The following is a 24,728-nucleotide window of genomic DNA, read 5'->3' as shown; positions in this document are numbered from 1 at the left end:
CTCAGAGCGCCTTCATGATCAGCGAGGCGTTGGTGCCGCCGAAGCCGAACGAGTTGTTCAGCACCGCGCGCACCTTGCGCTGCTTGGCGACATGGGGGACCAGGTCGACGCCCTTGCAGCTTTCGCTTGGCTCATCCAGGTTCAGCGTCGGCGGCACGATACCGTCGCGCATGGCGAGGATGCAGAAAATGCTTTCCACCGCGCCCGCACCGCCCAGCAAATGGCCGATCGCCGACTTGGTCGAACTCATCGACATGGCGCTGATCTGGTCGCCGAACAGGCGGCGGACCGCGCCCAGCTCCAGCTCGTCGCCCAGCGGGGTCGATGTGCCATGGGCGTTCACATAGTCGATATCTTCTAGGCTAAGGCCCGATTTCTTGAGCGCCATCGCCATCGAGCGGAACGCGCCGGAGCCTTCGGGATGCGGGGCGGTGACGTGATAGGCGTCGCCCGACAGGCCGTAACCCAGAACTTCGGCATAGATTTTCGCGCCGCGCGCCTTGGCCCGCTCATATTCTTCCAGCACGACCACGCCTGCGCCCTCGCCCATGACGAAACCGTCGCGGTTGACGTCATAGGGGCGGCTGGCGCGGGTCGGATCGTCATTGAAGCCGGTGCTGAGCGCGCGCGCCTGCGAAAAGCCAGCGATGCCGATCGGGCAGATCGCGCTTTCCGCGCCGCCTGCCAGCATGACGTCGGCATCGTCCATCGCGATCATCCGCGCCGCGTCGCCGATCGAATGGGCGCCGGTCGAACAAGCAGTGACGACGGCATGGTTAGGACCCATCAGGCCATATTTGATGCTGACCTGACCGGAAATCAGGTTGATCAGGCGGCCATGGACAAAATGCGGGCTGACCCGGCTTGGTCCCTTGGTCGCCAGGACCAGCGATTCGCTTTCGATGCCCGGCAGGCCGCCAATACCCGAACCGATCGAGCAACCGGCGCGCAGCCGTTCCTCCTCGCTCATATTGAGCAGGCCGGCATCCTTGAGCGCCTCGCTCGCCGCCGCAATGCCGAACACGATGAACAGGTCGACCTGGCGCTGGACCTTGTGATCCACCTCCAGATTGGCGTCGAAGCCATACTCATGGTCCTTGGGCTTCACTTCGCACGCGATGCGGCACTTATAGTCGGTGGGGTCGAACCGGGTGATCGTCGCCGCGCCGGATTTGGACGCAATGATGTTCTTCCAGGTGGTTTCGACATCTCCGCCCAGCGGGGTCACCATGCCAAGACCGGTTACGACGACACGACGCATATGCTAGCTCCGAAATTCCTTGTTGGCGCCTGGCCGTTCCCTTAGCCGCTTGTGCGACAGTTGTGAACGGCGCGCCAGATACGAAAAGGCTCCCCACACCCCGGAATCACCGGACAGGAGGAGCCGTTTCTCTCAACGCATTACCGGCCCGCCGCCCATGGGGCAGGCCGCAAAGCGCCTTACTGCTTGCTGTCGATATAGTCGATCGCATCCTTGACGGTGCCGATCTTCTCAGCCGCATCGTCAGGGATTTCGACGCCGAATTCTTCCTCGAACGCCATCACCAGCTCAACGATGTCGAGGCTGTCAGCGCCCAGATCGTCGATGAAGCTGGCATCCTCGGTCACCTTTTCGGCTTCAACGCCCAGATGCTCGACGACGATTTTCTTTACGCGATCCGCGGTCTCACTCATGAGTGGTCCTTCTTGACTGGTATCGTTGGTGGGTCTGAATAACTGTTAAGGCAGCCCTAGTGCCAAGCGCCGATACAGGCAAGAGGCAAGGCCGCCAAGCCCCCACATTCGCGCCAGGCAATGATTCCGCAACAAAATAGCGCCAATCGGGGCATGGCAACGCTTCATTTACCAAAATTTCAGCGGCTTGTGCGAGGGATTGGGGCATGATCATGCCGCAAGCCACCGACCGCTTCATCACTCGCGCGCGCGTCCGGCTGACCGCGATGCTGGTCCTGGCGGCGACGATCATCGGCCTTTGCACGCTATTTGCCACCGCCCATGGCACGGTGGATTCGCTGGGGCGGCCGCTCGGCACTGATTTTTCCAACGTCTGGACCGCGGGACAGATGGTCGATCAGGGCCGCGCGCCCGAAGCATGGGACTGGCCAACCCAGCACGAAGTGCAGAAACAGGTCCACCATAATGACGCCATCCCGTTCTACGGCTGGCATTATCCCCCGCCCTTCCTGATCATCGCCACGCTGCTGGCGCAATTTCCCTATGTCTTAGCGCTGCTGATCTGGCAGGGGTTGAGCCTGACTTTGTGCCTGACGCTGGTGCGGCGCATCCTGCCCGATGATCGCGACGCTATACTGGTGGCGCTGGGCGCGCCGGTGGTGCTGGTGTGCCTGGGCCATGGCCAGAACGCCTTTCTGACCGCCAGCCTGCTGGGCGCAGGGATGCTGCTGCTCGACCGGCGGCCATGGGTCGCGGGGATGCTGCTGGGCGCTCTGGTCTATAAGCCGCAATTTGCCGTGCTGATTCCGGTGCTGATCCTGGCGCGGGGGAATATGCGCGCTTTCCTGTCGGCGGGGCTGACCGTGACGGCGCTGTGCCTGCTGACACTGGCGATCTGGGGCTGGCCGGTATGGCAGGCCTTCATCGAGTCCCTGACGCTGACCCGTCATATCATCATAGAGGCGGGTGCGACGGGGTGGGAAAAGATTCAAAGCCCGTTCGCCGCGATCCGCCAATGGGGTGGCTCGATTCCCGCCGCCTATGCAGTACAAGCGATCGTTTCTGCCCTCGCCATCGCAGCGGCAGCGCTGGTGGCGCGACGCGGGTCGATGGCGGTGCGCGGCGCGGCGGCCCTGAGTGCGGCTCTCCTCTGTACGCCTTATGTGCTGGACTATGATTTCGTGCTGCTGGGCGTCGCCATCGCCTTCATGGCAGCGGACATGGCCGGGCGCGGGACGCTGCGCTGGGAGCCGACATGGCTGGCCTATGCGTGGATCGCCCCGCTGTTTGGCCGGGCCGTATCGGAATGGACGCTGATCCCGGTCAATCTGATCGCCGCCATCGCCGTGCTGGCGCTGGCGACGCGGCGCGCCATCCTGCTGGACGGCGCGCTCGCTGGCGTCAGATCATGGCCATTCCGCCGTTTACGTGCAGCGTCTGGCCATTGACATAACCGGCTTCCTTGCTCGCCAGATAGACGACCGCGGCGCCGATATCATCGCCATCGCCCAGATCGCCTGCCGGGATTTTCTGGAGGATCGCACCCTTTTGCGCGTCATTGAGCGCGTCGGTCATGGCCGAACGGATGAAGCCGGGCGCGACGCAATTGACGGTGATGCCGCGGCTGGCGAGTTCCTGGCCCAGGCTCTTGGACATGCCGATAATGCCCGCCTTGGACGCGCAATAGTTGGACTGGCCCGGATTGCCGGTGACACCGACCACCGACGTGATCGAGATGATGCGGCCAAAGCGCGCCTTCATCATCGGCTTGGCCGCCGCGCGGCACAGGCGGAACGCGGCCTCCAGATTGATCGCGATCACGCTCGACCATTCCTCATCCTTCATCCGCAGGATGAGGTTGTCGCGGGTGACGCCGGCATTGTTGACCAGAATGTCGATCTTCCCCAGCGCCTCCACAGCCTGCGGCACCAGCGCATCGACAGATGCGGGGTCAGACAGGTTGCAGACGATCGTCTTGTGATCCCCGCCGAGTTCCGCCGCGAACGCCTTGAGCTTATCCTCATTGCTGCCCGAAAGCGCGAGCGTCGCCCCCTGCGCGGCCAACGCTTTGGCAATGGAAGAGCCAATCCCCCCCGAAGCGCCGGTCACCAGCGCGGTCATGCCTGTCAGATCGAACATGTCAGTCTCCCTTGAATGTCGGCGGGCGGCGGTCGAAGAAGGCGTTGATCGCTTCATCATGGTCCGCCGTCGCATGGGCCAGCGCCTGCATCGCGCCTGCCATTTCCAATATCTGTGAAAGCTCTGCCGTCTGCGCCGCGCGCAGCAGCCGCTTGGTCATGCGGGTCGCGTGGGGCGGGTTGGCGGCGATGGCGTGGGCCTGCTTGCGCGCAGTCGCCATCAAATCCTCGTCCGGCACGACTTCGCTCACCAGGCCGATACGCAGCGCTTCGGCGGCATCGATCGTCTCGCCGGTCAGCGACAATTGCGCGGCCTTGGAGAAACCCACGATACGCGGCAGCAGCCACGCCCCGCCATCGCCCGATACTAGGCCCAGCTTGACAAAACTTTCCGCAAAGCGCGCCGATTGTCCCGCAATCCGCACGTCGCACATGCAGGTCAGGTCCATCCCCGCGCCGATCGCCGGGCCATTGACCGCCGCGATCACCGGCAGTTCGATCGCCTGGAACAGCATCGGCAGACGCTGGATGCCCGCGCGATAGTTGCGCCGCGTCTGCGCGGGCAAACCGGCCCGCAGGCCACCCGCATCGGGCCGCATGGCATTCAAATCACCGCCCGACGAAAAGGCGCTGCCCGCACCGGTCAGGATGGCGACATGGATCGAGATATCACGATCGGCCTGTTCGAACACAGCGCACAGCGCATCGACCATCGCCGGGTCGGAAATCGGGTTGCGCCGGTCTGGCTGGTTCAGCGTGACCGTCAGCACCGGCCCGTCGCGCTGGGTGAGGACAGCGCTCATAGCGATCCCAGCGCCGCCTCGATATCGTCCATCGTGACGACGCTGCGCACGGTGGCGTCGGGCGCGATCCGCTTGACCATCGGCCCCAGCACCTTGCCGCCCAGCTCGACGAAATCGGTCACGCCTGCTTCCCACATGGCGGCAACGGATTCGCGCCAGCGCACCCGGCCCGTCACCTGCTCGACCAGCCGCGCGCGGATCTCGTCCGGGTCGGCGATCGGCGCGGCCAGCACATTGGCGTAAACCGGCAGCAGCGGGGCTTGGATGACGGATTCCGCGAGCGCTTGTTGCATGACGTCGGCGGCGGGCTGCATCAGCGGGCAATGGAAGGGCGCCGACACCGGCAGCAACATGCCGCGCTTGATGCCATGCTCTTTCACCATCGCCACGGCCCGTTCGATCGCGCCGCGATGGCCGGAAATGACGACCTGGCTTGGGTCATTGTCATTGGCGACGGTGCAGACCTCGCCTTGAGCCGCTGCGTCGGCCAGAGCCTGCGCCTTTTCAATATCCGCCCCAAGCAGTGCCGCCATCGCGCCTTCGCCCACCGGCACGGCTTCCTGCATCGCGTAGCCCCGCCGCTTGAGCAAATGCGCAGTTGTGCCGACGCCCATCGCCTCCGCCGCGCACAGTGCGCTATATTCGCCCAAACTGTGTCCCGCGACATAATCACCCTTGTCGCTCAGCGAAAAGCCGCCCTCGCGCTGCATCACCCGAAGCGTGGCGATGGCATTGGCCATGATCGCAGGCTGGGCATTTTCCGTCAGGGTCAACCGATCTTCTGGCCCTTCGGTCATCAGGCGGAACAAATGATGCGACAGCGCGTCATCGACTTCCTGAAACAGCTCGCGCGCGGCGGGACTGGCATCGGCCAGCGCCTTGCCCATGCCGACAGACTGGCTGCCCTGCCCCGGAAATAGAAAAGCCCGCATTCGTCATCCCCTGACCCAAGCGCTGCAAAAAAGCGCGTAATTTCAATGGTGTTACACTTTGAGACATAAATGGCATTGAGGCATACACATGTCTGCGGCAGGCAGGCATCCGACACCCTGCCCCCTTTGCCGGGGGACTGAATGACGGCCCCTTTAACGATGACGGAGTGCAAGGAAAAGGTGCGATATCGCATTGTCTGGATGACGGGATCGGCGCTTGCCCTCTCCGCCTGCGCAGCGGGGCCGGACTATCGCGCGCCGCAACCTGCCGCGCTCGGCGTCCCCGCCGCCTATGATCAGGGTGGCGGCGCACCTGTCAGCGACGCAGAGCTTGGCCAATGGTGGACGCGCCTCAAAGATCCCGCTCTGTCCGCGCTGATCGACACCGCCGTCACCGCCAATCTCGACGTCGTTCAGGCGCAGGCGCGGTTGCGGCAGGCGCGGGAATCGCTGGTTCAGGCCAATGCGCCCTTCCTGCCACAGATCAGCGGATCGGGCAGCGGCGGCAAAAATTACCGCAGTCAGGCGGGCGGCACCCGAACCGACAGCAGCGGCAATGTCATCAGCCTTGGCTCCAGCAACTGGTCGAGCAGCTATTCGGCAAACGCCAACGCCAGCTGGCAAATCGACCTGTTCGGCGAATTGTCGCGCGGCGCCGAAGCGGCACGGGCGGACCTTGCCGCGTCGGGCTATGATCTGGCGACGGTGCGGATGACGATCATATCCGAACTGGTCACCAATTATGTGCAGGCGCGGCTGGCGCAGGAGCAGTTGCGCGTCGCCCGCGACAGTCGGCAGGTGCAGCAGGATAATTATGACATTGCCCGTTGGCGGTTGCAGGCGGGCCTCGTCTCCTCGCTCGACGAGCAGCAGGCGCGCGCGCAACTGGCGCAGACCAGCGCATCGATCCCGCAGATCGAGGCCAGCCTGCGCGGCAGCCTCAACCGCATCGCCGTGCTGACGGGACAGGCACCGGGCGGAGCGACCCGTGCGCTCGAAACCCCTGCCCCCATTCCCACCGCCGCGACAAACATCGCTACCGGCATCCCCGCCGACACGCTGCGCCAGCGGCCCGACGTGCGCCGCGCCGAACGCAACCTCGCCGCTGCCACAGCGCGGATCGGCGTGGCGCAGGCGCAGCTTTATCCCTCGCTTGGCATCAGCGGCAATATCGGCACCACCTCCAACGCATTCAAAGACCTGTTCAGCCTGATCACCGGCGGTGTGTTCGCCAATGTCGCGCAGACGATCTTCGACGGTGGCCGCCTCGCCTCGCAAGTTCGCGCGCAGAAGGCGGCGACCGACGGCGCATTTGCGGCCTATAAACAGAGCGTGCTGGGTGCGCTGGAAGATGTTGAAAACGCCATGGCATCGCTGACCAGCGCCCGCCTGCGCAAGGCGGAGTTCGCAACGGCCTATGATGCGTCGAACAATGCGGCGATCCTGGCGCGCAGCCAGTACCAGGCGGGCCTGACTGACTTCCAGACGCTGTCCAGCAGCGAATCCACCCTTTTGAACGCGCGCAACAGTCTGGCTGGCGCGCGGTCGGACGAAATCCTGGCCCTCGCCCAGCTCTACAATGCGCTGGGCGGCGGCTGGCAGATCATGGAAAGCCGTCCCGAATGAGCAATGACACCACCACCGATCCGGCGCTGGACGCATTTCTGGGCGCGAAACCGGCCAAGCCATGGCGCAAATGGGCGGTGCGCGGCGCGATCGGCGTCGGCCTGCTGCTGCTCGTCCTGCTCGTCAGCCGCTGTTTCGCGGACGAGGATCAGCCCAATTATGCGACCCGCGAGGTCCGCAAGGGCGACCTGACAGTCAGCGTATCGGCCACCGGAAATTTGAAGCCCGTCAATCAGGTCGATGTCGGGTCCGAACAATCGGGCAAGATCACCGCCGTCTATGTCGATGTGAACGACCGCGTCGTGAAGGGCCAGCGACTGGCCGAACTCGACACGCGCCGTCTGGTCGACACGGTGAACCAGAACCGGGCGCAGGTGGCCGCGTCGCAGGCGCAGGTCGCACAGGCTCAGGCGCAGGTCGCGCTGGCCAAGGCGACGCTCGACCGGCAGCTTAACGTGTTCCAGCTGTCGGGCGGCAAGGTGCCAGCCAAGACCGAGATCGATTCGGCCCGCGCCAATTATGAAGGCGCGGTTGCCTCGCTGCGGTCGGCGCAGGCGCAGGTGGACGTATCCCGCGCGCAGCTGTCGTCCGCCCAGACCAACCTGACCATCGCCCAGATCGTGTCGCCCGTGAACGGCGTCGTCCTGTCGCGCGATATCGAGCCGGGCCAGACCGTCGCAGCATCGCTCAACGCCCCGGTCCTGTTCACCCTGGCCGAAGATTTGACCCAGATGGAGGTCGAGGTATCGGTCGACGAGGCCGATGTCGGCCAAGTGAAGGAAGGCCAGAGCGCCACCTTCGCCGTCGACGCCTCCCCCGGCCGCAGCTTCCCGGCCAGGGTCACGCGGGTCAATGTCGGGTCGAACAGCGCCAGCACATCCTCTTCTTCCACGACCAGCACCACCAGCAGCTCGTCTGGCACCGTCGTCGCCTATACAGCCGTGCTGACTGTCAATAATGGTGACGAAACGCTGCGCCCCGGCATGACCGCGACGGCGGACATCGTGACGCAGGAACTGCGCGACGTGCTGCTCGTCCCCAACGCCGCGCTGCGTTTCAAGCCGAGCGCGGGCGCGGCCCAGGGCGGCGGCATTACCAGCACGCTGATGCCCCGCCGCCGCGGCAATCGCGCCGCCCGCGAAGTCAGCTTCGGCGCAGGCAGCAGCCAGACCGTCTATGTCGTGGGGGAAGATGGCAAGCCCAAGGCGATCCAGGTCGTCGTCGGTGCCAGCGACGGGTCGCGCACCGTCATCACCGGCGGCGATCTGAAACCGGGAATGCGCGTCATCACCGGGCAATTGGCGGCAGGCCAGGAACCGCCAGCCGAAGATCAGGCGCGCAATGGCGGCGACCAGCGCGCGCCGCGCAAGGACAGCGCGCCGCGCAATCCGGCAACCGACGGCACGCCCGCGACTGTGGGGAAGCTCGGCAATTCAGGCGATGCCCCGCCCCAGACCGCGCCCGTGACGGCCAAGCCCTGATCGCCATGAGCGTCGATCCCATCATCACTTTGCGCGGCGTCACCAAAGTCTATGGCAGCGGCGCGACTGAGTTTCAGGCCTTGAAGGGCATTGACCTCGACATTGCGCAGGGCGATTTCGTTGCGGTGATGGGGCCGTCCGGCTCCGGCAAATCGACGACGATGAACATTCTTGGCTGTCTCGACGTGCCATCGGCGGGTGAATTCCTGTTCAAGGGGCATCATGTCGAAACGCTGGACCGCGACCAGCGCGCGCTGCTGCGCCGCCGCTATCTGGGCTTCGTATTCCAGGGCTTCAATCTGCTGTCGCGCACCAGCGCGCTCGAAAATGTCGAGCTGCCCCTGCTCTATCGCGGCGAGGACAAGCAGACCCGTTATGACATGGGCATGGCAGCGCTCGACAAGGTCGGCCTTAAACAATGGTGGGACCATACCCCCGCCGAACTGTCCGGCGGCCAGCAACAGCGCGTCGCCATCGCCCGCGCCATCGTCACCAGCCCCGACGTGCTGCTGGCCGACGAACCGACCGGCAACCTCGATTCGGAACGCTCGATCGAGATCATGGAATTGCTGACCGACCTTAACAGGAATAGCGGCATCACCGTGCTGATGGTGACCCATGAACCCGACATGGCGGCGTTCGCACGGACGATCGTGCATTTTCGCGATGGGCTGGTCGAGCGGATCGAGAAGGGGCTGGCGGGGTGAAGGATATGCAAGCGCAAACCTTCTCCCCTTGGGGGAGAAGGATACGGAGCCTTGGTGAGCGAAGCGAACTTAGGCGCAGTTGGAAGAGGGGGAAGCGCCCCATCGACGGCGCGCGTCCCCCTCTCCAAGCTATGCTAGCCAGCAAGCTGGCAAGCGCCGCTATCCTCTCCCCCAAGGGGCGAGGAGTATCGGGATGCTAGGCACGACCATCATCCTCGCCTTCCGCGCAATCAACCGGCACAAGCTGCGCAGTTTCCTGACCACGCTGGGCATCATCATCGGCGTGGCCGCGGTCGTCACCATGGTGACGCTGGGCAATGGCGCGACCGCGGCTGTGCGCGAACAGATTAGTTCGCTGGGGGCCAATGTGTTGCAATTGCGCCCCGGTCAGGGCTTTGGCCGTGGTGGTGGCGGGCCGCGCCCGCCCGATTTCAAACCGGCTGACCTTACCGCGATCGAAAACCAGCTGACCGGCGTGCGCGCGGTCGCCCCCATGGCGCAATCGAGCGGCACTGCCATTTACGAAGGTAACAACTGGTCCACGACCGTCTATGGCACAACTGCCGCCTATTTCGAGGTGCAGAGCTGGAAGGTGACCAGCGGTCGGCTGTTCATGCCCGAAGAGGAAGAGGCCGGTCGCCCGGTCTGCATCATCGGCAATACTGTGCGTACCAACCTGTTTCAAGGCGGCGACCCGATCGGCCAGCGGATGCGGATCAAGGGGGTGTCCTGCCAAGTGATCGGCGCGCTGGCGACACGCGGCCAGGGCGGCTTTGGCGATCAGGACGATGTCGTCGTCATGCCGATCAAATTCGTCCAGCGCCGCTTTACCGGCAATCGCGATATCAGCCAGATCATGATCGCGGTGGACGACGCCTATGACACGTCGACCGTGCAGCAAAGCCTGGAAGAGCTGATGCGCGAACGCCGCCAGATCAAGGCCGGGGGCGAAGATAATTTCAACGTGTTCGATACCAAGCAGATCAGCGACACGCTGACCGGCACCACCACCATCCTGACGCAAATCGTCGGCGCGGTCGCGGCGATCTCGCTGCTGGTTGGCGGCATCGGCATCATGAATATCATGCTCGTGTCAGTGACGGAACGCACGCGCGAGATCGGCATCCGCCTCGCCATCGGCGCGGTCGCGGGCGAAGTGTTGATGCAGTTTCTGGTCGAGGCGATCGTGCTGTCCTGCCTGGGCGGTGTCATCGGCCTGCTGATCGCCCTCGTCGCCTCCTGGGCCATCGCCCCGCTAATGCAGGTGCCCTTCATTTTCGACCTGAAGGTCAATCTGATCGCCTTCGTCTTTTCCGCCGTCATCGGCGTGGTGTTCGGCTATTTCCCCGCCCGCCGCGCCGCCGCGCTCAACCCGATCGACGCGCTGCGCCACGAATAGCGCGCAAGGCCCGTTGGAGTTTAACCAGCAACGACCGAAGCGCGGACGGATAATCGTTACACTTTCCGACAATTTCCCGCGCATCCGGCACAGTCCTGCGACAGGCTGGGTTCATCACTCTCTCACGGCGCTGCTTCATGGTGCCGCGAAAGGGAACCATCATGAAAGACATAGTCCTCAGCATCACCGCCAGCCTGCTGGTCCTGGGCATCACCCTCACCCCCTTTGCGATCGCGCAGCCCGTCCAGGCCGCCCCGCTGATCGAGGGCAAGGACCACCCCATCCTGCTTCAGCGCATGACCGTCACCGCGTCACCGCTGCCCGGCTGACCCTCATGCCATCGCGCACTGTCAGACGCCCCGCAGCCCCGCTGCGGGGCTTTATTTTGCCCGGCAAGCCACTTTTCTGAACAGCCATTCATGTTAAATCTCAATCTGTTACAATTTCCGACACTCTTTGCCCTTTCCCGACACATGGCTGCGACAAGCACCGCCTATCTCTGTTCTCGACGCCGCAGAGGGCGCCCGAAACACGGCAAAGGAGCAAGACATGTTCAAGAAAATCCTCATGGCGCTGGCCACCACGACCCTGGTCGCCAGCCCGATCATCAGCAGCCAGGCGCAGGCGCAGGGCTATGGCCAGCCGCACCGTCAGGAGCAGACCCGCACGGTCGTCAAGCAGAAGCCAAACGGCCGCACCGTGGTCAAGCAAAAGACCGTGGTTCGCAAGGATGTGCGCAACAATCGCTATGCCACGTCGAACCACCGCTGGGCCAAGGGCCAGCGTTTCGACCGGCGCCAGGCGAGCAACTATCGGGTCATCAACAATTATCGCGGCTATCGCCTGAACGCTCCGCCGCGCGGCTATCAGTGGGTCCAGTCGGGTAATGACGCGGTGCTGATCGCCATCACCAGCGGCATCATCGGCGCGGTCATCGGCGGCGCGATCCGTTAAAACATCCCATCTGCATGATGCCCCAGGGAACTCTCCTCCCCTGGGGCATTTTTGCGTGGGCGCACCTGACGCAGGTTAAATACCCGATATTAAGGGATTGTCCTGCAAAAGTCCCAAGCCGGGGGGCGCATCGGGAACGACCATGTCACTACATCAGATCATGTATATCAGCTCCGTCACCGGAACGGTCACGCCGCAGGAATGCGCCGCCATCGCGCGCGCATCGGCCATCAGCAACCGACGCGACGACGTCACTGGCCTGCTGCTGTTCAACTCCCGCCGCTTCCTCCAGGTGCTGGAAGGGCCAAAGGAGGCGGTCGAGCGCATCTTTGCCCGCATCCATGGCGACAGCCGCCATCGCGGCGTGGTCAAACTGCGCGAAGGCGCGATCGACAGCCGCGAATTCGGCCAATGGGCCATGGCCTATGACGATCCGCTCCGCCCGACCGATACCCTCAAGGATGTGGTCGCCGCCTTGCTGGCGAGCGCCGGTCCTTCGACCCGCGCCCATTTCATGGGATCAGCCGAGTTACACCGCCCGGCGGCCTGACCCGCGCTACACCAGCCCGGTCAGATAATAGACTGCGATCACGATGAACACGGTCACGGTCTTGATCAAAGTCAGCGCGAAAATATCCTTATAGGCCTGACGATGGGTCAGCCCGGTTACCGCCAGCAGGGTGATGACCGCGCCATTATGCGGCAGGCTGTCCATGCCGCCCGACGCCATCGACGCGACCCGGTGCAGCACCTCGCGCGATATGCCCGCTGCATCGCCCGCCGCGATGAACTGGTCCGCCATCGCCGCCAGCGCGATCGACAGGCCACCGGAAGCGGACCCGGTGATCCCGGCCAGCGATGTGACGGTAATCGCTTCATTGACCAACGGATCGGGGATGGCGCGCAGCGCTTCCTTGACGATCAGGAAGCCGGGCAGCGCGGCGATCACCGCGCCAAAACCATATTCGACCGCCGTGTTCATCCCCGCCAGCAATGCGCCGCCGACCGCTGCCTTTGATCCTTCGGCAAAGCGTTTCGCCACGGTTCGATAGGCAAACGCCAATATCGTCGCGATGCCGAGCAACAGCGCGCCCTCCACCGCCCAGAGCGCTGACACCTGCGCCACCTTGACGTCAACCGGTTCGGCCATGCCGACCAGCGACAAAGTGACGACATCGCCGCTCACCCAGCGCGGGATCGCCATCGTCAGCAGCAGATTGCCGACGCCCACCACCAGCAATGGGAGCAGCGCTATCAGCGGATGCACCTTCGCCGCGTCGTCGACCAGATCCGGTTCGTTCACCAGCGTTTCCGGCGCACCATAGCCCTCCCCCGCCGCCATCATCGCGCGCCGCCGCCAGCCCAGATAGGCCAGCCCCATCGCCGCAATACAGGCGGAGCCGATCAGCCCCAGTACCGGCGCGGCCCAGGCGGTGGTGCCGAAAAAGCTGGTCGGTATGATATTCTGGATCTGCGGCGTGCCAGGCAGCGCGTCCATGGTGAAAGTGATCGCCCCCAGCCCGATCGTCGCTGGCACCAGCCGTTTGGGAATGTCGGCACGGCGGAACATCTCGGCGGCGAAGGGATAGACGGCGAACACCGCAACGAACACCGACACCCCGCCATAGGTCAGCAGCGCGGTGACCGCCATGATCGCCGGGATCGCCCGCCTCGCCCCGACGATGCCGATCACAGCCGTCACGATCGCGCGGGAAAAACCGGAAATCTCGACCAGCTTGCCGAACAAAGCGCCCAGCAGGAACACGGGGAAATAGAGTTTGAGGAAACTCCCCACCTTCTCCATGAACAGGCCGGAGAAGGCGGCGGGGACAGCAGCGGGATCAGTCAGCAACACCGCCAGCATCGCCAGCAACGGCGCCATGATGATGACGCTCATGCCCCGATAGGCCGCGATCATCAGCAGGATCAGGGATAGTGCTGCAATGCCGACTGCCATAAGCTAAACCTCTCAACCGTTCTCACTGAGCCTGTCGAAGTGCTGACCTTCTTCTCCACGGGGATAGAAGAAAGGACAAGGCTTCGACAAGCTCAGCCCGAACGGGGTTTTGACAGGTTGCACCCTTGCCTTTCCCCTGCCTTTCCGCCATAGGCGCGCCTTCGCATCGGGCCAGAGGTGACTCGGCCCGTGTGCGGAGCATGTTAAGACGACAGCCGGAGGGGCGTTCCACATGGGGTGGGCGTCAGCAATCGGCCAACAGAGAAGGTATCATCATGGCTCTTTACGAGCATGTGTTCCTTGCGCGCCAGGATCTGGCACAGGCGCAGGTGGACGCCCTGGCGGAAAACGCCACCAAGATCGTGGAAGAAAATAACGGCAAGGTGACCAAGGTCGAGACCTGGGGCCTGCGTTCGCTCGCCTACAAGATCGCCAAGAACCGCAAGGCACACTATGTGATGCTGAACATCGACGCCCCCGGCGGCGTGATCGCGGAACTGGAACGCCAGACCCAGATCAACGAGGACATCATCCGCTACATGACCGTCAAGGTCGATGAGCTGGAAGCTGGCCAGTCGGTCATGATGCGCAAGCAGGACCGCCCCGACCGTGGCGATCGCGGCCCCCGTGGTGACCGCGGCGATCGTGGTCCGCGCGAAGATCGCGGCGACCGTGGTGATCGTGGCCCGCGCCGCGACGAAATCGCTGGCGAATAAGGAGACACAAGATCATGGCACGCCCATTTTTCCGCCGCCGCAAGAGCTGCCCCTTCGCCGCCAAGGATGCGCCGAAGATCGATTATAAGGATGTCCGTCTGCTTCAGGGCTTCGTGTCCGAACGCGGCAAGATCGTCCCCAGCCGCATCACCGCCGTTTCTGCCAAGAAGCAGCGCGAACTGTCGCAGGCGATCAAGCGCGCCCGTCATCTGGGCCTGCTGCCCTACATCGTGAAGTAAGGGAGTAAGCCCCATGGAAATCATTCTGCTCGAACGTATCGAGAAGCTCGGCGCCATTGGCGACATCGTAACCGTCAAGGACGGCTACGCCCGTAACTTCCTGCTGCCGAACAAGAAGGCGCTGCGCTCCAACAACGCCAATAAAAAGGTGTTCGAGGCCAACCGCGCCAAGATCGAGGCCGACAATGCCGCACGCCGTTCGGATGCCGAAGCGGCCGCCGACAGCGTCAACGGCACGCAGATCGTCCTGATCCGCCAGTCGTCCAACGCTGGTGCGCTCTATGGTTCGGTCGCGGTTCGCGACATCATCGAAGCGCTGCAGGCGCAGGGCGTCACCATCGTCACCAAGGCGATGGTCGTTCTGGAACGCCCGATCAAGACGCTCGGCGTGTTCGACGTCAAGGTCGCGCTGCACCCCGAAGTGTCCGTCACCATTAAGGTGAACGTGGCGCGTTCGCCTGAAGAGGCCGAACTGCAAAGCCAGGGCGTCGACGTCATGGCCGACCTGTTCGAAAAGGACGAAGCCGGCTTCACCGAAGACTATGATCCCAACGCAGAACCCGGCGATCTCGCCGCGTTCACCGAAGAAGCCCCGGCCGAAGAGGCCTGAGCTTTTCCGTCAGGACAAAATGAAAAAGCCGCCCCGCAACGGGCGGCTTTTTTGTTGGATGCCGGGAAGTGGCCTTATTCCGCCTCTTCAATTTCCGCGCCCGGTCCGTTCTTCAGCACGGATTCGATCGCGTTTTTCGCGCCAGCCTTGCTGCTATAGCCTTCGGTCCAGAAGATCGTTTCGCTATTATATTTGAACTTGGCGACAAACTCGCCAGCCTTGTTCTTCTCGATCACGAACTTGTGCGCCATGTCATGCCTCCAGAGTCGTTTCGTCAGCGAAACCGGGTCGGAGAATAAGCAGCAGCAGCGATCCCCGCAACGCTTTCCGGCAGCGCCTCGCCCCGCACCAGAGCAGCCGCCAGCAGCGCGGCGGCAGGGGCCGTCTGGATGCCGAAACCGCCCTGCCCGGCAAACCAGAAGAAGCCGGGCGCGTCAGGATCGAACCCATAAACGGGCGCGCGGTCGGGCGCGAAGCTGCGGAGGCCCGCCCATTTATGTTCGACCCTCGCGATCGGCCAGTCGACCGCTTGCTCGAACCGCGCAATCGCTTCCGCCACCGCCAATTCTTCCGGCGCAGCGTCGCAAGGGGGGGATGGCGCCTCGTCATGCGGGGTCAGCCAGATGCGGCCCTGCCCTTCCGGCTTGAAATAGAATTGCCCGGCCAGGTCCATGATCAGCGGCAGGTCTTGCGACGGCATGGACGGCACGCGCAATTGCACCACCGTACGCCGCAGCGGCGTCATGCCGATCGGTGCAACGCCACAGGCTCGCGCGACATCATCCGCCCACGCCCCCGCGGCATTGATCAGCACAGCGCAGGCGATTCTCCCCGCCGGCGTCTCGACGTGCCAGCCACCGCTTTCTGTCCGCGCGGCGCTCAACTGTGTCGCCAGCCGCACGTCCCCGCCGCGCCGCCGGAACTGGCGCAGATAGGCCTGATGCAGTGCCGCCACGTCGATATCCTGACAGCTCGCCTCCATAACGCCAATGATCCAATCCGGCCGCAACCCCGGCACCAGCGCAGCGGGATCGACCGGCTCCAGCACCACCTTGCCCGCGAATTCCGCCATCAGCGCATCGCGATGCCCCTCATCCCCCGCCCGGCCGATATGCAGCGTGCCGCGCGGCGACAGGAAACTGCCGTCGTGAAAATCGGGGTCCGGCGCGCTCAGCAACGGCCCTGATGCCGTGGTCAAAGGCTGCACCACCGCGCCGCCATAGCTTTCCTCCCAGAAAGCGACAGAACGCCCCGTAGCGTGATAGCCAGCGCGATCCTCCATCTCCAGCAACACGACCCGCGCATGGGCCGCCAGCTCCGCGCCCAGGCTGGCCCCGGCAATGCCGCCCCCGACGATGACAATATCAGCGTGGCTCACGCCGCCACCTCATCCAGAAAGGTGTCGATGCGGGCCAGCGCATCCAGCCGGACGGGATCCAGTTCGCGCAATATCTCATGCGCGGCCTCCCGCCCATACATATACAACCGCGCGCCCGGAATCCGCGCGGCAACGCGGCGGATTGCCGGGGTGGACACCAGCTGGTCCGCGCGGGTCGCCAGGATAAACAAGGGCGTCGCGATCCGCGCAATCGCATCCCCCTCCGCCAACGCCCGCGTCGACTCCAGCGCCTGACTGACCCAAGTCCAGCTTGGCGGTCCCAGCGCGATGTCGCGGCTATGGTCGCGCCACCAAAGTTCGTCGGCATAGCGGTCGGGGTCGTGAGTCAGCCGCTTCTGCCGCATCCGCCGCTGCCGTTCCGACCCTTCCTTCTGCGTCCAGGCCTGCCGTTCGCCCCGGCCCAGACACAGCATCGCGCGGGCCAGCGCCACCGCAAACCAGCGCGGCAAGGGCGCGCTATGCACGTCCAGCATCGGCGCGACCGTCACCGCGGCGTCCGGCGACGGCATCCCTTCGGCCAGCGCGCGCAGCAACAAATGCCCGCCCATGCTGTGCGCCACCATCACATAGGGTCCGCTCCCCTCCGCGCGCCACTCCGCCGCCAAAGCCTTCAGGTCCGCAATCCAGTCGGCAAAATCACCGATATGCCCGGTCATCGGATCATCGGTCAGCCGACCCGACCCGCCCTGCCCGCGCCAGTCGAACGTCGTGACTGCCCATCCGCGCTCGGCCCAATGATGGATCACCTCCAGATATTTTTCGATCATGTCGCCGCGACCGCCCAGCACCAGCATCCGGCCGCGCGTCCCGTCGCCCAGTTGATAGCGCCGAATTTTCCAGCCGTCGGGCGCCGTCCAATAGTCCAGCCGCCCACCCATCGGCCAGGCGCGGCGGTCGAACAGCGGTGCGTTGAAAAGGGGCGAATCCATGCGGGTCATGGTTACGGTTTGGTAAGCCATCGGGTCTAGGGTCAAATCCCATGACGGGCGAATATTTCAGGGTGGCGCTGCTATGCGCCCTTGGCGCGCTGCTGATCGCGGCGGCGATCACCGATTTGCGTGCTCGGATCATCTCCAACCGGCTCAATCTGGCGGTCGCGCTGCTTGCCCCGCTCTGGTGGCTGGCCAATGGCTATGCGCTCTGGCCCGACATGGCGGTGCAACTGCTGGTCGGCGCGGCGATCTTCACCCTGTTTGCCGCTTTGTTTGCGCTGGGCATGATGGGCGGCGGCGACGTCAAGCTGCTGACCGCGCTCGCGCTGTGGTTCCCATGGCAGGCCGTGTTGTCGCTGATCGTTCTGATGGCGCTGCTGGGCGGCGTGGTCACGCTGGTGACGGTCATCCACCACCGCATGACCCGGCGGCTGGGGCAGCCGGAAATCCCCTATGGCGTGGCGATTTCACTCGCGGCGCTGTGGCTGCTGCCGTGGCCAACGATATCTTAACCAATTTACGTGATGAGTGAAGCACTGGGGGCAGTGCACCCACTACAGGGAGGCGAATTTCGTCATGGATGCCAAGAAAATCGTGCTGCTGGTTGGAGCGCTTATCATAGCGGTCACTACAGCCTTGCTTGCGCGCAGCATGTTAAGCTCATCCAGCGCACCGCAGCTCAATGCCGCGTCGATGCCGGTGGAGGCTGACCAGCCCCATGTGCTGGTCGCGACCAAGGCTCTGCCGGTCGGCACCATCCTGGACGCGGAAAGCTTCCGCTTTCAGCCCTGGCCCAAGGATCTGATCGAACAGGCCTATTACCTCAAGGGTCAGGCTGATCCGGTAAAGCTGGCAGGCAGCGTCGTACGCACCGCCATCTCCGCCGGGCAGCCGCTGACCCAGGGTGGCCTGGTCAAACCCGGCGATCGCGGCTTCCTGGCCGCAGCGCTCGGCGCTGGTATGCGGGCGGTCACCGTTCCTGTCTCGGCGCAAAGCTCGGTCGCAGGCTTCGTCTTTCCCGGCGATCGCATCGACCTGGTCCTGACGCAGAGCGTGGCGGGCGGCGGCGATGGCGAAGCGCTCAAAGTCTCCGAAACCATCCTGCGCAACCTGCGCGTTCTTGCCACCGACCAGCGCATGGATGCGATGGGTGCGGACGGCAAGCCCGAAGTGCGCACCTATTCCAACGTCACGATCGAAGTGACGCCCAAGATCGCGGAAAAGATCGCCGTCGCCCAGACCATCGGCTCGCTGTCGATGTCCCTGCGCTCGATCGCCGATACCGCTTCGGACCTCGACGCCGCCATTGCCGGTGCTGACGTCGATCTGCCCGATGGCGCCAGCCCGAACGCGGAAAAGGCGATCATCGCCAAGATCGCGTCGCGCCCGGTCGATCGCGGCTCCACCTATTCGACCGGTGCGGACGTGTCGCGCTACCAGCGCAGCTCGGTCCCGGCCAAGGCCGAAAACCAGGGCGGCCAGATGGCTGGCACTGGTGCCCAGATAACTGCGCCGGTTGCCGTCAGAGGCCCGGTCATCCGCGTGGCCCGCGGCACCAGCGTGACCGAAGTTCCGGTCGGGGGGAAGTAAGATGAAGTCGATGCACAAGATCGCCGCACCTGCGATTGCAGTCGGCCTGGCCCTTGCCACGGCAGTGGTCCCCGGAACGGCACTCAACGCCGCCCCGTCCAGCGCGCAGGATAATGCGATATTGATGTCGGTCGGCGGCAGCCGCGTCGTCAACCTGTCGGACAGGATGTCCGACGTGGTGATCGGCAACCCCGAAGTGGTCGACGTCCATGTCCGCTCGCAGAACCAGCTCTACCTGATCGCCAAGAAGGCGGGCGAAACCACCGTGTTCGCCACTGCGCCCAATGGCAAGGTGCTGTTTTCCGGCACGGTCCGGGTTGGCAACAACCTGACCAGCATCGACGACATGCTGCGCCTGGCGATGCCCGGCGCGAACATCGCGGTCAACAAGATGAACGGCATGGTCCTGCTGACCGGCACGATCCAGGCCCCCGAAGATGCCGCCGAAGCCGAACGGCTGACGCAGGCCTTCGTCGGCAAGGAAACCACCGTGGTCAGCCGCCTGCGCATGGCTACGCCGTTGCAGGTGATGCTCCAGGTCAAGATTTCCGAAGTCGCCAAGGATGTCGGTCACAAGATTGGCACCAATTTTTCCAGCATGGATTTGTCGGGCGGCAAAGTTTTGGGCAATATCGGCGGGGGCACGCGCAACTTCGTTACGCAGTCCACGACAGGCGGCAGCCAGACTTGGACGTTCAATAACCCGTCCGATGGCAGCTATAGCCTTGGCGGCGTAGCCCGTCTGTTCGGCATGGACATTGCGGGTGCGCTGGATCTGGCCGAATCAAGCGGTCTTGCCACTACGCTGGCGCAGCCCAACCTGACCGCGCTGTCGGGTGAAACCGCCAGCTTCCTGGCAGGCGGCGAATATCCCTACACGGTCAGCAATGGCACGCAGGGCAACAGCATCGAATTCAAGCAATATGGCGTGCAACTGGCCTTCACGCCGACCGTGCTGGCCGATGGCCGCATTTCGCTGCGCGTCCGTCCGACCGTGTCCAGCCTGGATTTCACGCTGAACGCCAACGTCCCTGCGCTCAAAAGCCGTACCGCTGAAACCACGGTGGAGCTGGGTTCGGGTCAGGCCTTCATGATTGCGGGCCTGCTCAACAATGAAACCAGCAACGGCATCAACAAGGTGCCGGGCATCGGCAACCTGCCGATCCTGGGCAGCCTGTTCAAGTCGCGCCAGTTCCAGCGCAGCGAGACCGAACTGGTCATCGTCGTCACCCCCTATCTGGTGAAGCCAATGAACGCATCGGACGTGCGTCTGCCGACCGATGGTTTCCGCAACGCCAATGTCGGCCAGGGGCTGCTGCTCCAGCAGGGCAATGACGGGATCAGCGGCAAGCGCGGCGAAATGCCGCGCCGCGCCCCCGGATCACCCACGCCGGTCACCCCCGGCCCGCAGGCGTCCGCCGCTGTGCCGGTCGCCACGCCAGGCGCCAAGTCGGGCAAGCCCGGCAAAGCCGCCCCCGGCTTCAGCTTCTGACGGAAGGACGAAAGACATGACCTATCTGTCCGCCAAGACCCTCACGGCCCTCGCCATACTGGCGCTGCCACTGGCTGGCTGCGTCACCGACAGCCCCAACCGCAGCGTCGAATCGGTGCATCAGCCGGTCGTCAGCTACGCCGCCTATACGTTCGACGTGCAGGCCAGCGGCGACTCGCTGTCCGCCTATGAGGCGGGCCGCCTCAACGACTGGTTCGCTTCCATTGGCCTTGGCTATGGTGATCAGGTCGCGATCGTCACGGACGCTGGCTATTATAGTCCCGGCCTGCGTGAGGGTATTGCCGATGTCGTCGCCCGCCACGGCCTGCTGGTCGCAGAGGACAGTTCGGCTGCCGCTGGCGACGCGCCGCAGGGCAGCGTCCGCCTGATCGTGCGCCGCGCCACCGCCAGCGTGCCGGGCTGCCCCGATTGGAGCAGCAAGCAGGAAACCGACATGAGCCTGGGCGCCACATCCAATTTCGGCTGCGGCACCAACAGCAATCTGGCCGCGATGGTCGCCAATCCCGAAGATCTCGTCCGGGGTCAGGGCACCGACAGCAATTTGCGCACGGCCACGTCGAACCGCGCCATTTCCACCTATCGCGACAAGCCGCCGACGGGTGCCGGCGATCTCAAGCAAATGACAGCGGGAGGCCAGTGATATGAACGCCCCATGGAAACCCGGCTTCACTGGGCCGCGTGATCCCTTTCACGCCTTCGTCTGCGACGATCATAGCTATGATCTGGTCCGGTCGGTCTGTTCCGAACTGGGCTGGGCACCGGAAAAGGTGAACAAGGGCGGGATGCGCAATGCGGTCCAGAGCCTGTCGATCACCGCGTCGCCCCAAATCCTGTTCGTCGATATGTCCGAAAGCGGCGATCCGCTCAACGACATTAACAGCCTGGCCGAAGTGTGCGAGCCTGGCACTGTCGTCATCGCGGCGGGGCAGGTCAATGACGTGCGCCTCTATCGTGATCTGGTCGCCAGCGGCATTCAGGATTATCTGCTCAAGCCATTTGGCGCGGACCAGCTGCGCGACGCTCTTGCCAATGCGCAGGCCGTGTTCATGGCCCCGCGCGACGCCGCGCCCGAACGTCCGCACATGACCGTTGCGGTCATCGGCACGCGCGGCGGCGTGGGCGCGTCCAGCATCGCCACCTCGCTGGCATGGATGCTGTCGGAAAAGAAGAAGCGCCCGACCGCCTTGCTCGACCTGGACGTCCATTTCGGCACCAATGCGCTGGCGATGGATCTGGAACCGGGTCGTGGCCTGACCGACGCGATCGACAATCCCAGCCGCATCGACGGCCTTTTCATCGAACGCGCCATGGTGCGGGCGAGCGACACGCTGGCGATCCTGTCGGCCGAAGCGCCGATCAGCCAGCCGATGCTGACCGATGGTGGGGCTTTCTACCAGCTGCTGGAAGAATTCCGTCAGGTGTTTGAATGCAGCGTCGTCGATCTGCCGCGCAACATGCTGATCCAACATCCGCATCTGATGACCGACGCCCATGTCACGCTGGTCGTGACCGAACTGACGCTGGCGGCCGCGCGCGACACCATCCGCATCCTGTCCTGGCTCAAGAGCAATGCGCCGCAATCGCGCGTGCTGGTGGTCGCCAACCGCGTCCATCCCGGCTCGCCCGAAATCAGCCGCAAGGATTTCGAAACGTCGATCGAGCGTAAGGTCGATGTCCTCATCCCGTTCGACCTGCGCATCGGCTCACAGGCGGCAAAGCTCGGCAAGACGCTGGCGGAAACTGCCAAGGGTAGCAAGGTCGGCGCTGCCTGCACCGCCCTGCTCGACCGGGTGATGGGCGCGAGCGAAGCGGATGAGGCCCCGACCGGCACCGCAGCATCGCGCAAAAAGGGCGACTCCCTGCTCGGCAAGATCGGCGATTTCCGCAACATGATCCCGTCGCGCCGCAAGGCCAAGATAGCCGCACTGGAAGATTGACCGCGCACGCCGCCTGACCGGGCGGCGGCGTTGACTGGGGAACGGGCGAACAGATGGACGGCAATTTCATCCTGATAACGGTGCTGGTGGCGACCATCCTGGGGGTGGCGATCATAGCCTTTGCGGGTCCATCGCCGGAAACAGCGCGCAAGCGCCGGGTTGCGATGATCCGCGGCCGTCACAGCGAATCGGCCGAAGCCCTGCTCGAAGCGCGGATGCGCAAGGCCATTTCAAACCGCGCGACCGGCGTCGAAGCCAAGATGCTGGTGTCGCTCATCCCCAACCCGGAAAATCTGACCAAGCGGATCAGGATGACCGGCAAGAAATGGACGCTCAGCCAATATATGACCGCCAGCGCGGGCGTATTCCTGATGCTGTCGGCGTTGCTGATGGTGCGCGGCTTCCCCTTCCTGATGGCCATCATGGTCGGTCTGGCCGCCGGTCTGTTTCTGCCGCACTGGTGGGTCAGCCGCCTGATCAAGCAGCGGATCAACCGCTTCAACGCCAAATTCCCCGACGCGCTCGAACTGCTGACGCGCGGCCTGCGCTCCGGCCTGCCCATCGCTGAAACGCTGGGCATCGTGTCGAGCGAAATTCCAGGACCAGTGGGAGAGGAATTCAAGCTGATCACCGAACGGATCAAGATCGGCAAGACGATGGAGCAGGCGCTTCAGGAAACTGCCGATCGCCTCGGCACGCCCGAATTCCAGTTCTTCGTCATTACCCTGGCGATCCAACGGGAAACCGGCGGCAACCTGGCCGAAACCCTGTCGAACCTGGCCACCGTGCTGCGCCAGCGTGCGCAGATGAAGCTCAAGATTCGCGCCATGTCGTCGGAATCAAAGGCGTCCGCCTACATCATCGGCTGCCTGCCCTTCCTTGTGTTCTTCATGATCTGCTACATCAACTTCAACTATATGAGCCCCTTCTTCACGCCAGATCCGGCGGGCATTTTCGGGCTTTCGCTGATGCAGGTGATCGGCATCGGGGGTATGTGCTGGATGGGCATCGGCGCCTTCATCATGGCCCAGATGGTCAATTTTGAAATCTGATCGGGGATAAGAGACATGGACGCCCCTACCCCTGCCGGCACGCTTTTCGGCATGACCGCCACCGATTTCGGCACGCTACTCGCGGCCCTTGCGACGCTCTCCATGCTGTTCGCTCTCTATGCGATCATGACCGTGCGCGATCCGATGGCAAAGCGAGTCAAGGCGCTGAACGACCGGCGCGAACAGTTGAAGGCGGGCATCACCGCCTCGACCGCCAAGCGCCGCGCCAAGCTGGTCCAGCGCAACCAGACGACCGATCATATGCGGTCTTTCCTGTCGAGCCTGAAAGTCCTGCAGGACGATCAACTCAAGGACGCACAGATCCGCCTGGCGCAGGCCGGTATCCGGTCCAAGGACATGGCCGTCGCCGTCATTTTTGGCCGCATGATCATGCCGATCGTCATTGGTGGCGGCGCGGCGTTGCTGCTCTATGGCGTTGGCATTGAGCCCGAATGGGGTCCGGTCAAGCGCTTCTTCGCTTTCGCGGTCGCGCTGCTGCTGTCCTATAAAGCGCCTGACATCTTCATCGACAACAAGGTGCAGAAGCGCTCCGCCGCGATCCGCAAGGGGTTGCCCGACGCGCTCGACCTGCTGGTCATCTGCGCCGAAGCGGGCCTTACTGTCGACGCTGCCTTCAACCGGGTCGCGCGCGAACTGGGCAAGGCCTATCCCGAACTGGGCGACGAATTTCAGCTGACCGCGATCGAACTCAGCTTCCTGACCGAACGGCGCATGGCTTTTGAAAATCTCGCCACCCGCGTCAAGCTGGACGCGGTCAAGGGCGTGGTCACCACCATGATCCAGACCGAAAAATACGGCACCCCGCTTGCCTCGGCGCTGCGCGTGCTGTCGGCTGAATTCCGCCACGAACGCATGATGCGCGCCGAAGAAAAGGCTGCCCGCCTGCCCGCGATCATGACCGTGCCGCTGATTCTCTTCATCCTGCCGACGCTATTCGTCGTCATCCTGGGTCCAGCGGCCTGCTCGATCAGCACGGCCTTCTGAAAATTTGAGCGCGCCACGGCTCGCTGCCGTAGCGTTCTGACCCAATACGCCCGCTTCCGCCCAA

26 protein-coding genes and 1 pseudogene are annotated in these 24,728 nt (G+C 64.0%); 18 read left to right on the top strand and 9 right to left on the bottom strand.

Features of this window, described 5'->3' with window-relative positions; genetic code table 11:
• Position 1: 1 nt before the first annotated feature.
• Together fabF and Q0D44_RS00910 are read right to left on the bottom strand one after the other, a co-directional pair.
• Entirely contained in the window at positions 2 to 1,261 is a 1,260-nt protein-coding gene (gene fabF / locus Q0D44_RS00915; protein ID WP_294131042.1) for a beta-ketoacyl-ACP synthase II, read from the bottom strand.
• A 179-nt stretch (positions 1,262 to 1,440) separates the two neighbouring features.
• On the bottom strand, positions 1,441 to 1,674 hold the full coding sequence (locus tag Q0D44_RS00910; RefSeq protein WP_006950224.1) for an acyl carrier protein: 234 nt from the start codon (positions 1,672 to 1,674) through the stop codon (positions 1,441 to 1,443).
• A 206-nt stretch (positions 1,675 to 1,880) separates the two neighbouring features.
• Here Q0D44_RS00910 and Q0D44_RS00905 point away from each other — a divergent pair, with 206 nt between their 5' ends.
• Positions 1,881 to 3,122, top strand: a complete 1,242-nt coding sequence (locus Q0D44_RS00905; RefSeq protein ID WP_294131030.1) for a glycosyltransferase family 87 protein — start codon at positions 1,881 to 1,883, stop codon at positions 3,120 to 3,122.
• Here the strand turns inward: Q0D44_RS00905 and fabG are convergent.
• The 3 genes from fabG to fabD are packed head-to-tail and all read right to left on the bottom strand — an operon-like array spanning position 3,076 to position 5,547.
• Positions 3,076 to 3,813, bottom strand: coding sequence for a 3-oxoacyl-[acyl-carrier-protein] reductase (gene fabG / locus Q0D44_RS00900; RefSeq protein WP_294131028.1), 738 nt, complete (start codon positions 3,811 to 3,813; stop codon positions 3,076 to 3,078). The genes Q0D44_RS00905 and fabG overlap by 47 nt on opposite strands.
• A gap of 1 nt (position 3,814) precedes the next feature.
• Positions 3,815 to 4,615: a crotonase/enoyl-CoA hydratase family protein gene (locus Q0D44_RS00895; protein WP_294131025.1), complete on the bottom strand. Its 801-nt coding sequence runs from the start codon at positions 4,613 to 4,615 to the stop codon at positions 3,815 to 3,817.
• Positions 4,612 to 5,547: an ACP S-malonyltransferase gene (gene fabD, locus Q0D44_RS00890; RefSeq protein ID WP_294131022.1), complete on the bottom strand. Its 936-nt coding sequence runs from the start codon at positions 5,545 to 5,547 to the stop codon at positions 4,612 to 4,614. Before fabD ends, Q0D44_RS00895 begins: the two co-directional genes overlap by 4 nt.
• Positions 5,548 to 5,706: 159 nt before the next feature.
• On the opposite strand from fabD, the gene Q0D44_RS00885 reads away from it, so the two are divergent.
• The 7 genes from Q0D44_RS00885 to Q0D44_RS00855 all read left to right on the top strand — a co-directional run bounded on the left by Q0D44_RS00885 (position 5,707) and on the right by Q0D44_RS00855 (position 12,264).
• Positions 5,707 to 7,173 carry an efflux transporter outer membrane subunit gene (locus Q0D44_RS00885; RefSeq protein ID WP_294131808.1) on the top strand — a complete coding sequence of 489 codons (1,467 nt, stop codon included), beginning with the start codon at positions 5,707 to 5,709 and terminating at the stop codon, positions 7,171 to 7,173.
• Positions 7,170 to 8,654, top strand: a complete 1,485-nt coding sequence (locus Q0D44_RS00880; protein ID WP_294131015.1) for an efflux RND transporter periplasmic adaptor subunit — start codon at positions 7,170 to 7,172, stop codon at positions 8,652 to 8,654. The genes Q0D44_RS00885 and Q0D44_RS00880 overlap by 4 nt, the downstream gene beginning before the upstream one ends.
• 5 nt (positions 8,655 to 8,659) lie before the next feature.
• Positions 8,660 to 9,361 carry an ABC transporter ATP-binding protein gene (locus tag Q0D44_RS00875; RefSeq protein ID WP_294131012.1) on the top strand — a complete coding sequence of 234 codons (702 nt, stop codon included), beginning with the start codon at positions 8,660 to 8,662 and terminating at the stop codon, positions 9,359 to 9,361.
• Positions 9,362 to 9,554: 193 nt separating this feature from the next.
• Complete coding sequence (locus Q0D44_RS00870) at positions 9,555 to 10,760, top strand: ABC transporter permease (RefSeq protein ID WP_294131008.1); 1,206 nt, start codon at positions 9,555 to 9,557, stop codon at positions 10,758 to 10,760.
• Positions 10,761 to 10,921: 161 nt separating this feature from the next.
• On the top strand, positions 10,922 to 11,089 hold the full coding sequence (locus Q0D44_RS00865) for a hypothetical protein (protein WP_294131005.1): 168 nt from the start codon (positions 10,922 to 10,924) through the stop codon (positions 11,087 to 11,089).
• Positions 11,090 to 11,309: 220 nt separating this feature from the next.
• Positions 11,310 to 11,714, top strand: coding sequence for an RcnB family protein (locus tag Q0D44_RS00860; protein WP_294131000.1), 405 nt, complete (start codon positions 11,310 to 11,312; stop codon positions 11,712 to 11,714).
• Between the two features lie 142 nt (positions 11,715 to 11,856).
• Positions 11,857 to 12,264, top strand: a complete 408-nt coding sequence (locus Q0D44_RS00855; RefSeq protein ID WP_294130998.1) for a BLUF domain-containing protein — start codon at positions 11,857 to 11,859, stop codon at positions 12,262 to 12,264.
• Between the two features lie 6 nt (positions 12,265 to 12,270).
• Here Q0D44_RS00855 and Q0D44_RS00850 read toward each other — a convergent pair whose 3' ends face one another.
• Positions 12,271 to 13,671 carry a GntP family permease gene (locus tag Q0D44_RS00850; protein ID WP_294130995.1) on the bottom strand — a complete coding sequence of 467 codons (1,401 nt, stop codon included), beginning with the start codon at positions 13,669 to 13,671 and terminating at the stop codon, positions 12,271 to 12,273.
• A 275-nt stretch (positions 13,672 to 13,946) separates the two neighbouring features.
• Between Q0D44_RS00850 and rpsF the strand changes: the two genes are divergently transcribed.
• From rpsF to rplI, 3 genes are read left to right on the top strand one after another with little or no spacing between them, the layout of a single operon-like run.
• Positions 13,947 to 14,387: a 30S ribosomal protein S6 gene (rpsF, locus tag Q0D44_RS00845; RefSeq protein ID WP_217672765.1), complete on the top strand. Its 441-nt coding sequence runs from the start codon at positions 13,947 to 13,949 to the stop codon at positions 14,385 to 14,387.
• A 14-nt stretch (positions 14,388 to 14,401) separates the two neighbouring features.
• Positions 14,402 to 14,626: a 30S ribosomal protein S18 gene (gene rpsR, locus Q0D44_RS00840; protein WP_006950194.1), complete on the top strand. Its 225-nt coding sequence runs from the start codon at positions 14,402 to 14,404 to the stop codon at positions 14,624 to 14,626.
• A 13-nt stretch (positions 14,627 to 14,639) separates the two neighbouring features.
• Positions 14,640 to 15,236 (top strand): 50S ribosomal protein L9, encoded by a 597-nt coding sequence (gene rplI, locus Q0D44_RS00835; RefSeq protein WP_294130947.1) that lies wholly within the window; start codon positions 14,640 to 14,642, stop codon positions 15,234 to 15,236.
• 74 nt (positions 15,237 to 15,310) lie between these two features.
• Here rplI and Q0D44_RS00830 read toward each other — a convergent pair whose 3' ends face one another.
• The 3 genes from Q0D44_RS00830 to Q0D44_RS00820 are packed head-to-tail and all read right to left on the bottom strand — an operon-like array spanning position 15,311 to position 17,564.
• Positions 15,311 to 15,487, bottom strand: a complete 177-nt coding sequence (locus Q0D44_RS00830) for a DUF1508 domain-containing protein (RefSeq protein WP_119744143.1) — start codon at positions 15,485 to 15,487, stop codon at positions 15,311 to 15,313.
• A 23-nt stretch (positions 15,488 to 15,510) separates the two neighbouring features.
• Positions 15,511 to 16,614 (bottom strand): FAD-binding oxidoreductase, encoded by a 1,104-nt coding sequence (locus Q0D44_RS00825; protein ID WP_294130945.1) that lies wholly within the window; start codon positions 16,612 to 16,614, stop codon positions 15,511 to 15,513.
• The gene (locus Q0D44_RS00820; protein WP_294130944.1) at positions 16,611 to 17,564 is read right to left on the bottom strand and encodes an alpha/beta hydrolase; all 954 of its coding nucleotides are present in this window, start codon (positions 17,562 to 17,564) and stop codon (positions 16,611 to 16,613) included. Before Q0D44_RS00820 ends, Q0D44_RS00825 begins: the two co-directional genes overlap by 4 nt.
• Positions 17,565 to 17,614: 50 nt before the next feature.
• Between Q0D44_RS00820 and Q0D44_RS00815 the strand changes: the two are divergent.
• The 7 genes and pseudogenes from Q0D44_RS00815 (at position 17,615) to Q0D44_RS00785 (ending at position 24,664) form a co-directional block, all read left to right on the top strand.
• A pseudogene (locus Q0D44_RS00815) lies at positions 17,615 to 18,092 on the top strand (prepilin peptidase).
• Positions 18,093 to 18,143: 51 nt separating this feature from the next.
• Positions 18,144 to 19,157, top strand: a complete 1,014-nt coding sequence (gene cpaB, locus Q0D44_RS00810) for a Flp pilus assembly protein CpaB (RefSeq protein WP_294130940.1) — start codon at positions 18,144 to 18,146, stop codon at positions 19,155 to 19,157.
• A gap of 1 nt (position 19,158) precedes the next feature.
• Positions 19,159 to 20,649 carry a type II and III secretion system protein family protein gene (locus tag Q0D44_RS00805; RefSeq protein WP_294130938.1) on the top strand — a complete coding sequence of 497 codons (1,491 nt, stop codon included), beginning with the start codon at positions 19,159 to 19,161 and terminating at the stop codon, positions 20,647 to 20,649.
• A 16-nt stretch (positions 20,650 to 20,665) separates the two neighbouring features.
• Complete coding sequence (locus Q0D44_RS00800; protein ID WP_294130937.1) at positions 20,666 to 21,310, top strand: CpaD family pilus assembly protein; 645 nt, start codon at positions 20,666 to 20,668, stop codon at positions 21,308 to 21,310.
• Position 21,311: 1 nt separating this feature from the next.
• Positions 21,312 to 22,607 (top strand): pilus assembly protein CpaE, encoded by a 1,296-nt coding sequence (locus tag Q0D44_RS00795; protein ID WP_294130936.1) that lies wholly within the window; start codon positions 21,312 to 21,314, stop codon positions 22,605 to 22,607.
• A 53-nt stretch (positions 22,608 to 22,660) separates the two neighbouring features.
• Complete coding sequence (locus Q0D44_RS00790; RefSeq protein ID WP_217672758.1) at positions 22,661 to 23,659, top strand: type II secretion system F family protein; 999 nt, start codon at positions 22,661 to 22,663, stop codon at positions 23,657 to 23,659.
• Between the two features lie 15 nt (positions 23,660 to 23,674).
• On the top strand, positions 23,675 to 24,664 hold the full coding sequence (locus Q0D44_RS00785; protein ID WP_294130935.1) for a type II secretion system F family protein: 990 nt from the start codon (positions 23,675 to 23,677) through the stop codon (positions 24,662 to 24,664).
• Positions 24,665 to 24,728: the final 64 nt, after the last annotated feature.

The sequence above is a fragment of the Sphingobium sp. genome, assembly GCA_023266575.1.
In the GTDB taxonomy this organism is placed as follows: Bacteria; Pseudomonadota; Alphaproteobacteria; order Sphingomonadales; family Sphingomonadaceae; genus Sphingobium.
This window is presented reverse-complemented; position numbering and strand designations above follow the sequence as displayed.

Coding starts and splice junctions, on each gene's coding strand:
- fabF (WP_294131042.1), bottom strand. CDS start 1,261: ATGCGTCGTGTCGTCGTAACCGGTCTTGGCATGGTGACCCCGCTGGGC.
- Q0D44_RS00910 (WP_006950224.1), bottom strand. CDS start 1,674: ATGAGTGAGACCGCGGATCGCGTAAAGAAAATCGTCGTCGAGCATCTG.
- Q0D44_RS00905 (WP_294131030.1), top strand. CDS start 1,881: ATGATCATGCCGCAAGCCACCGACCGCTTCATCACTCGCGCGCGCGTC.
- fabG (WP_294131028.1), bottom strand. CDS start 3,813: ATGTTCGATCTGACAGGCATGACCGCGCTGGTGACCGGCGCTTCGGGG.
- Q0D44_RS00895 (WP_294131025.1), bottom strand. CDS start 4,615: ATGAGCGCTGTCCTCACCCAGCGCGACGGGCCGGTGCTGACGGTCACG.
- fabD (WP_294131022.1), bottom strand. CDS start 5,547: ATGCGGGCTTTTCTATTTCCGGGGCAGGGCAGCCAGTCTGTCGGCATG.
- Q0D44_RS00885 (WP_294131808.1), top strand. CDS start 5,707: ATGACGGAGTGCAAGGAAAAGGTGCGATATCGCATTGTCTGGATGACG.
- Q0D44_RS00880 (WP_294131015.1), top strand. CDS start 7,170: ATGAGCAATGACACCACCACCGATCCGGCGCTGGACGCATTTCTGGGC.
- Q0D44_RS00875 (WP_294131012.1), top strand. CDS start 8,660: ATGAGCGTCGATCCCATCATCACTTTGCGCGGCGTCACCAAAGTCTAT.
- Q0D44_RS00870 (WP_294131008.1), top strand. CDS start 9,555: ATGCTAGGCACGACCATCATCCTCGCCTTCCGCGCAATCAACCGGCAC.
- Q0D44_RS00865 (WP_294131005.1), top strand. CDS start 10,922: ATGAAAGACATAGTCCTCAGCATCACCGCCAGCCTGCTGGTCCTGGGC.
- Q0D44_RS00860 (WP_294131000.1), top strand. CDS start 11,310: ATGTTCAAGAAAATCCTCATGGCGCTGGCCACCACGACCCTGGTCGCC.
- Q0D44_RS00855 (WP_294130998.1), top strand. CDS start 11,857: ATGTCACTACATCAGATCATGTATATCAGCTCCGTCACCGGAACGGTC.
- Q0D44_RS00850 (WP_294130995.1), bottom strand. CDS start 13,671: ATGGCAGTCGGCATTGCAGCACTATCCCTGATCCTGCTGATGATCGCG.
- rpsF (WP_217672765.1), top strand. CDS start 13,947: ATGGCTCTTTACGAGCATGTGTTCCTTGCGCGCCAGGATCTGGCACAG.
- rpsR (WP_006950194.1), top strand. CDS start 14,402: ATGGCACGCCCATTTTTCCGCCGCCGCAAGAGCTGCCCCTTCGCCGCC.
- rplI (WP_294130947.1), top strand. CDS start 14,640: ATGGAAATCATTCTGCTCGAACGTATCGAGAAGCTCGGCGCCATTGGC.
- Q0D44_RS00830 (WP_119744143.1), bottom strand. CDS start 15,487: ATGGCGCACAAGTTCGTGATCGAGAAGAACAAGGCTGGCGAGTTTGTC.
- Q0D44_RS00820 (WP_294130944.1), bottom strand. CDS start 17,564: ATGGATTCGCCCCTTTTCAACGCACCGCTGTTCGACCGCCGCGCCTGG.
- cpaB (WP_294130940.1), top strand. CDS start 18,144: ATGGATGCCAAGAAAATCGTGCTGCTGGTTGGAGCGCTTATCATAGCG.
- Q0D44_RS00805 (WP_294130938.1), top strand. CDS start 19,159: ATGAAGTCGATGCACAAGATCGCCGCACCTGCGATTGCAGTCGGCCTG.
- Q0D44_RS00800 (WP_294130937.1), top strand. CDS start 20,666: ATGACCTATCTGTCCGCCAAGACCCTCACGGCCCTCGCCATACTGGCG.
- Q0D44_RS00795 (WP_294130936.1), top strand. CDS start 21,312: ATGAACGCCCCATGGAAACCCGGCTTCACTGGGCCGCGTGATCCCTTT.
- Q0D44_RS00790 (WP_217672758.1), top strand. CDS start 22,661: ATGGACGGCAATTTCATCCTGATAACGGTGCTGGTGGCGACCATCCTG.
- Q0D44_RS00785 (WP_294130935.1), top strand. CDS start 23,675: ATGGACGCCCCTACCCCTGCCGGCACGCTTTTCGGCATGACCGCCACC.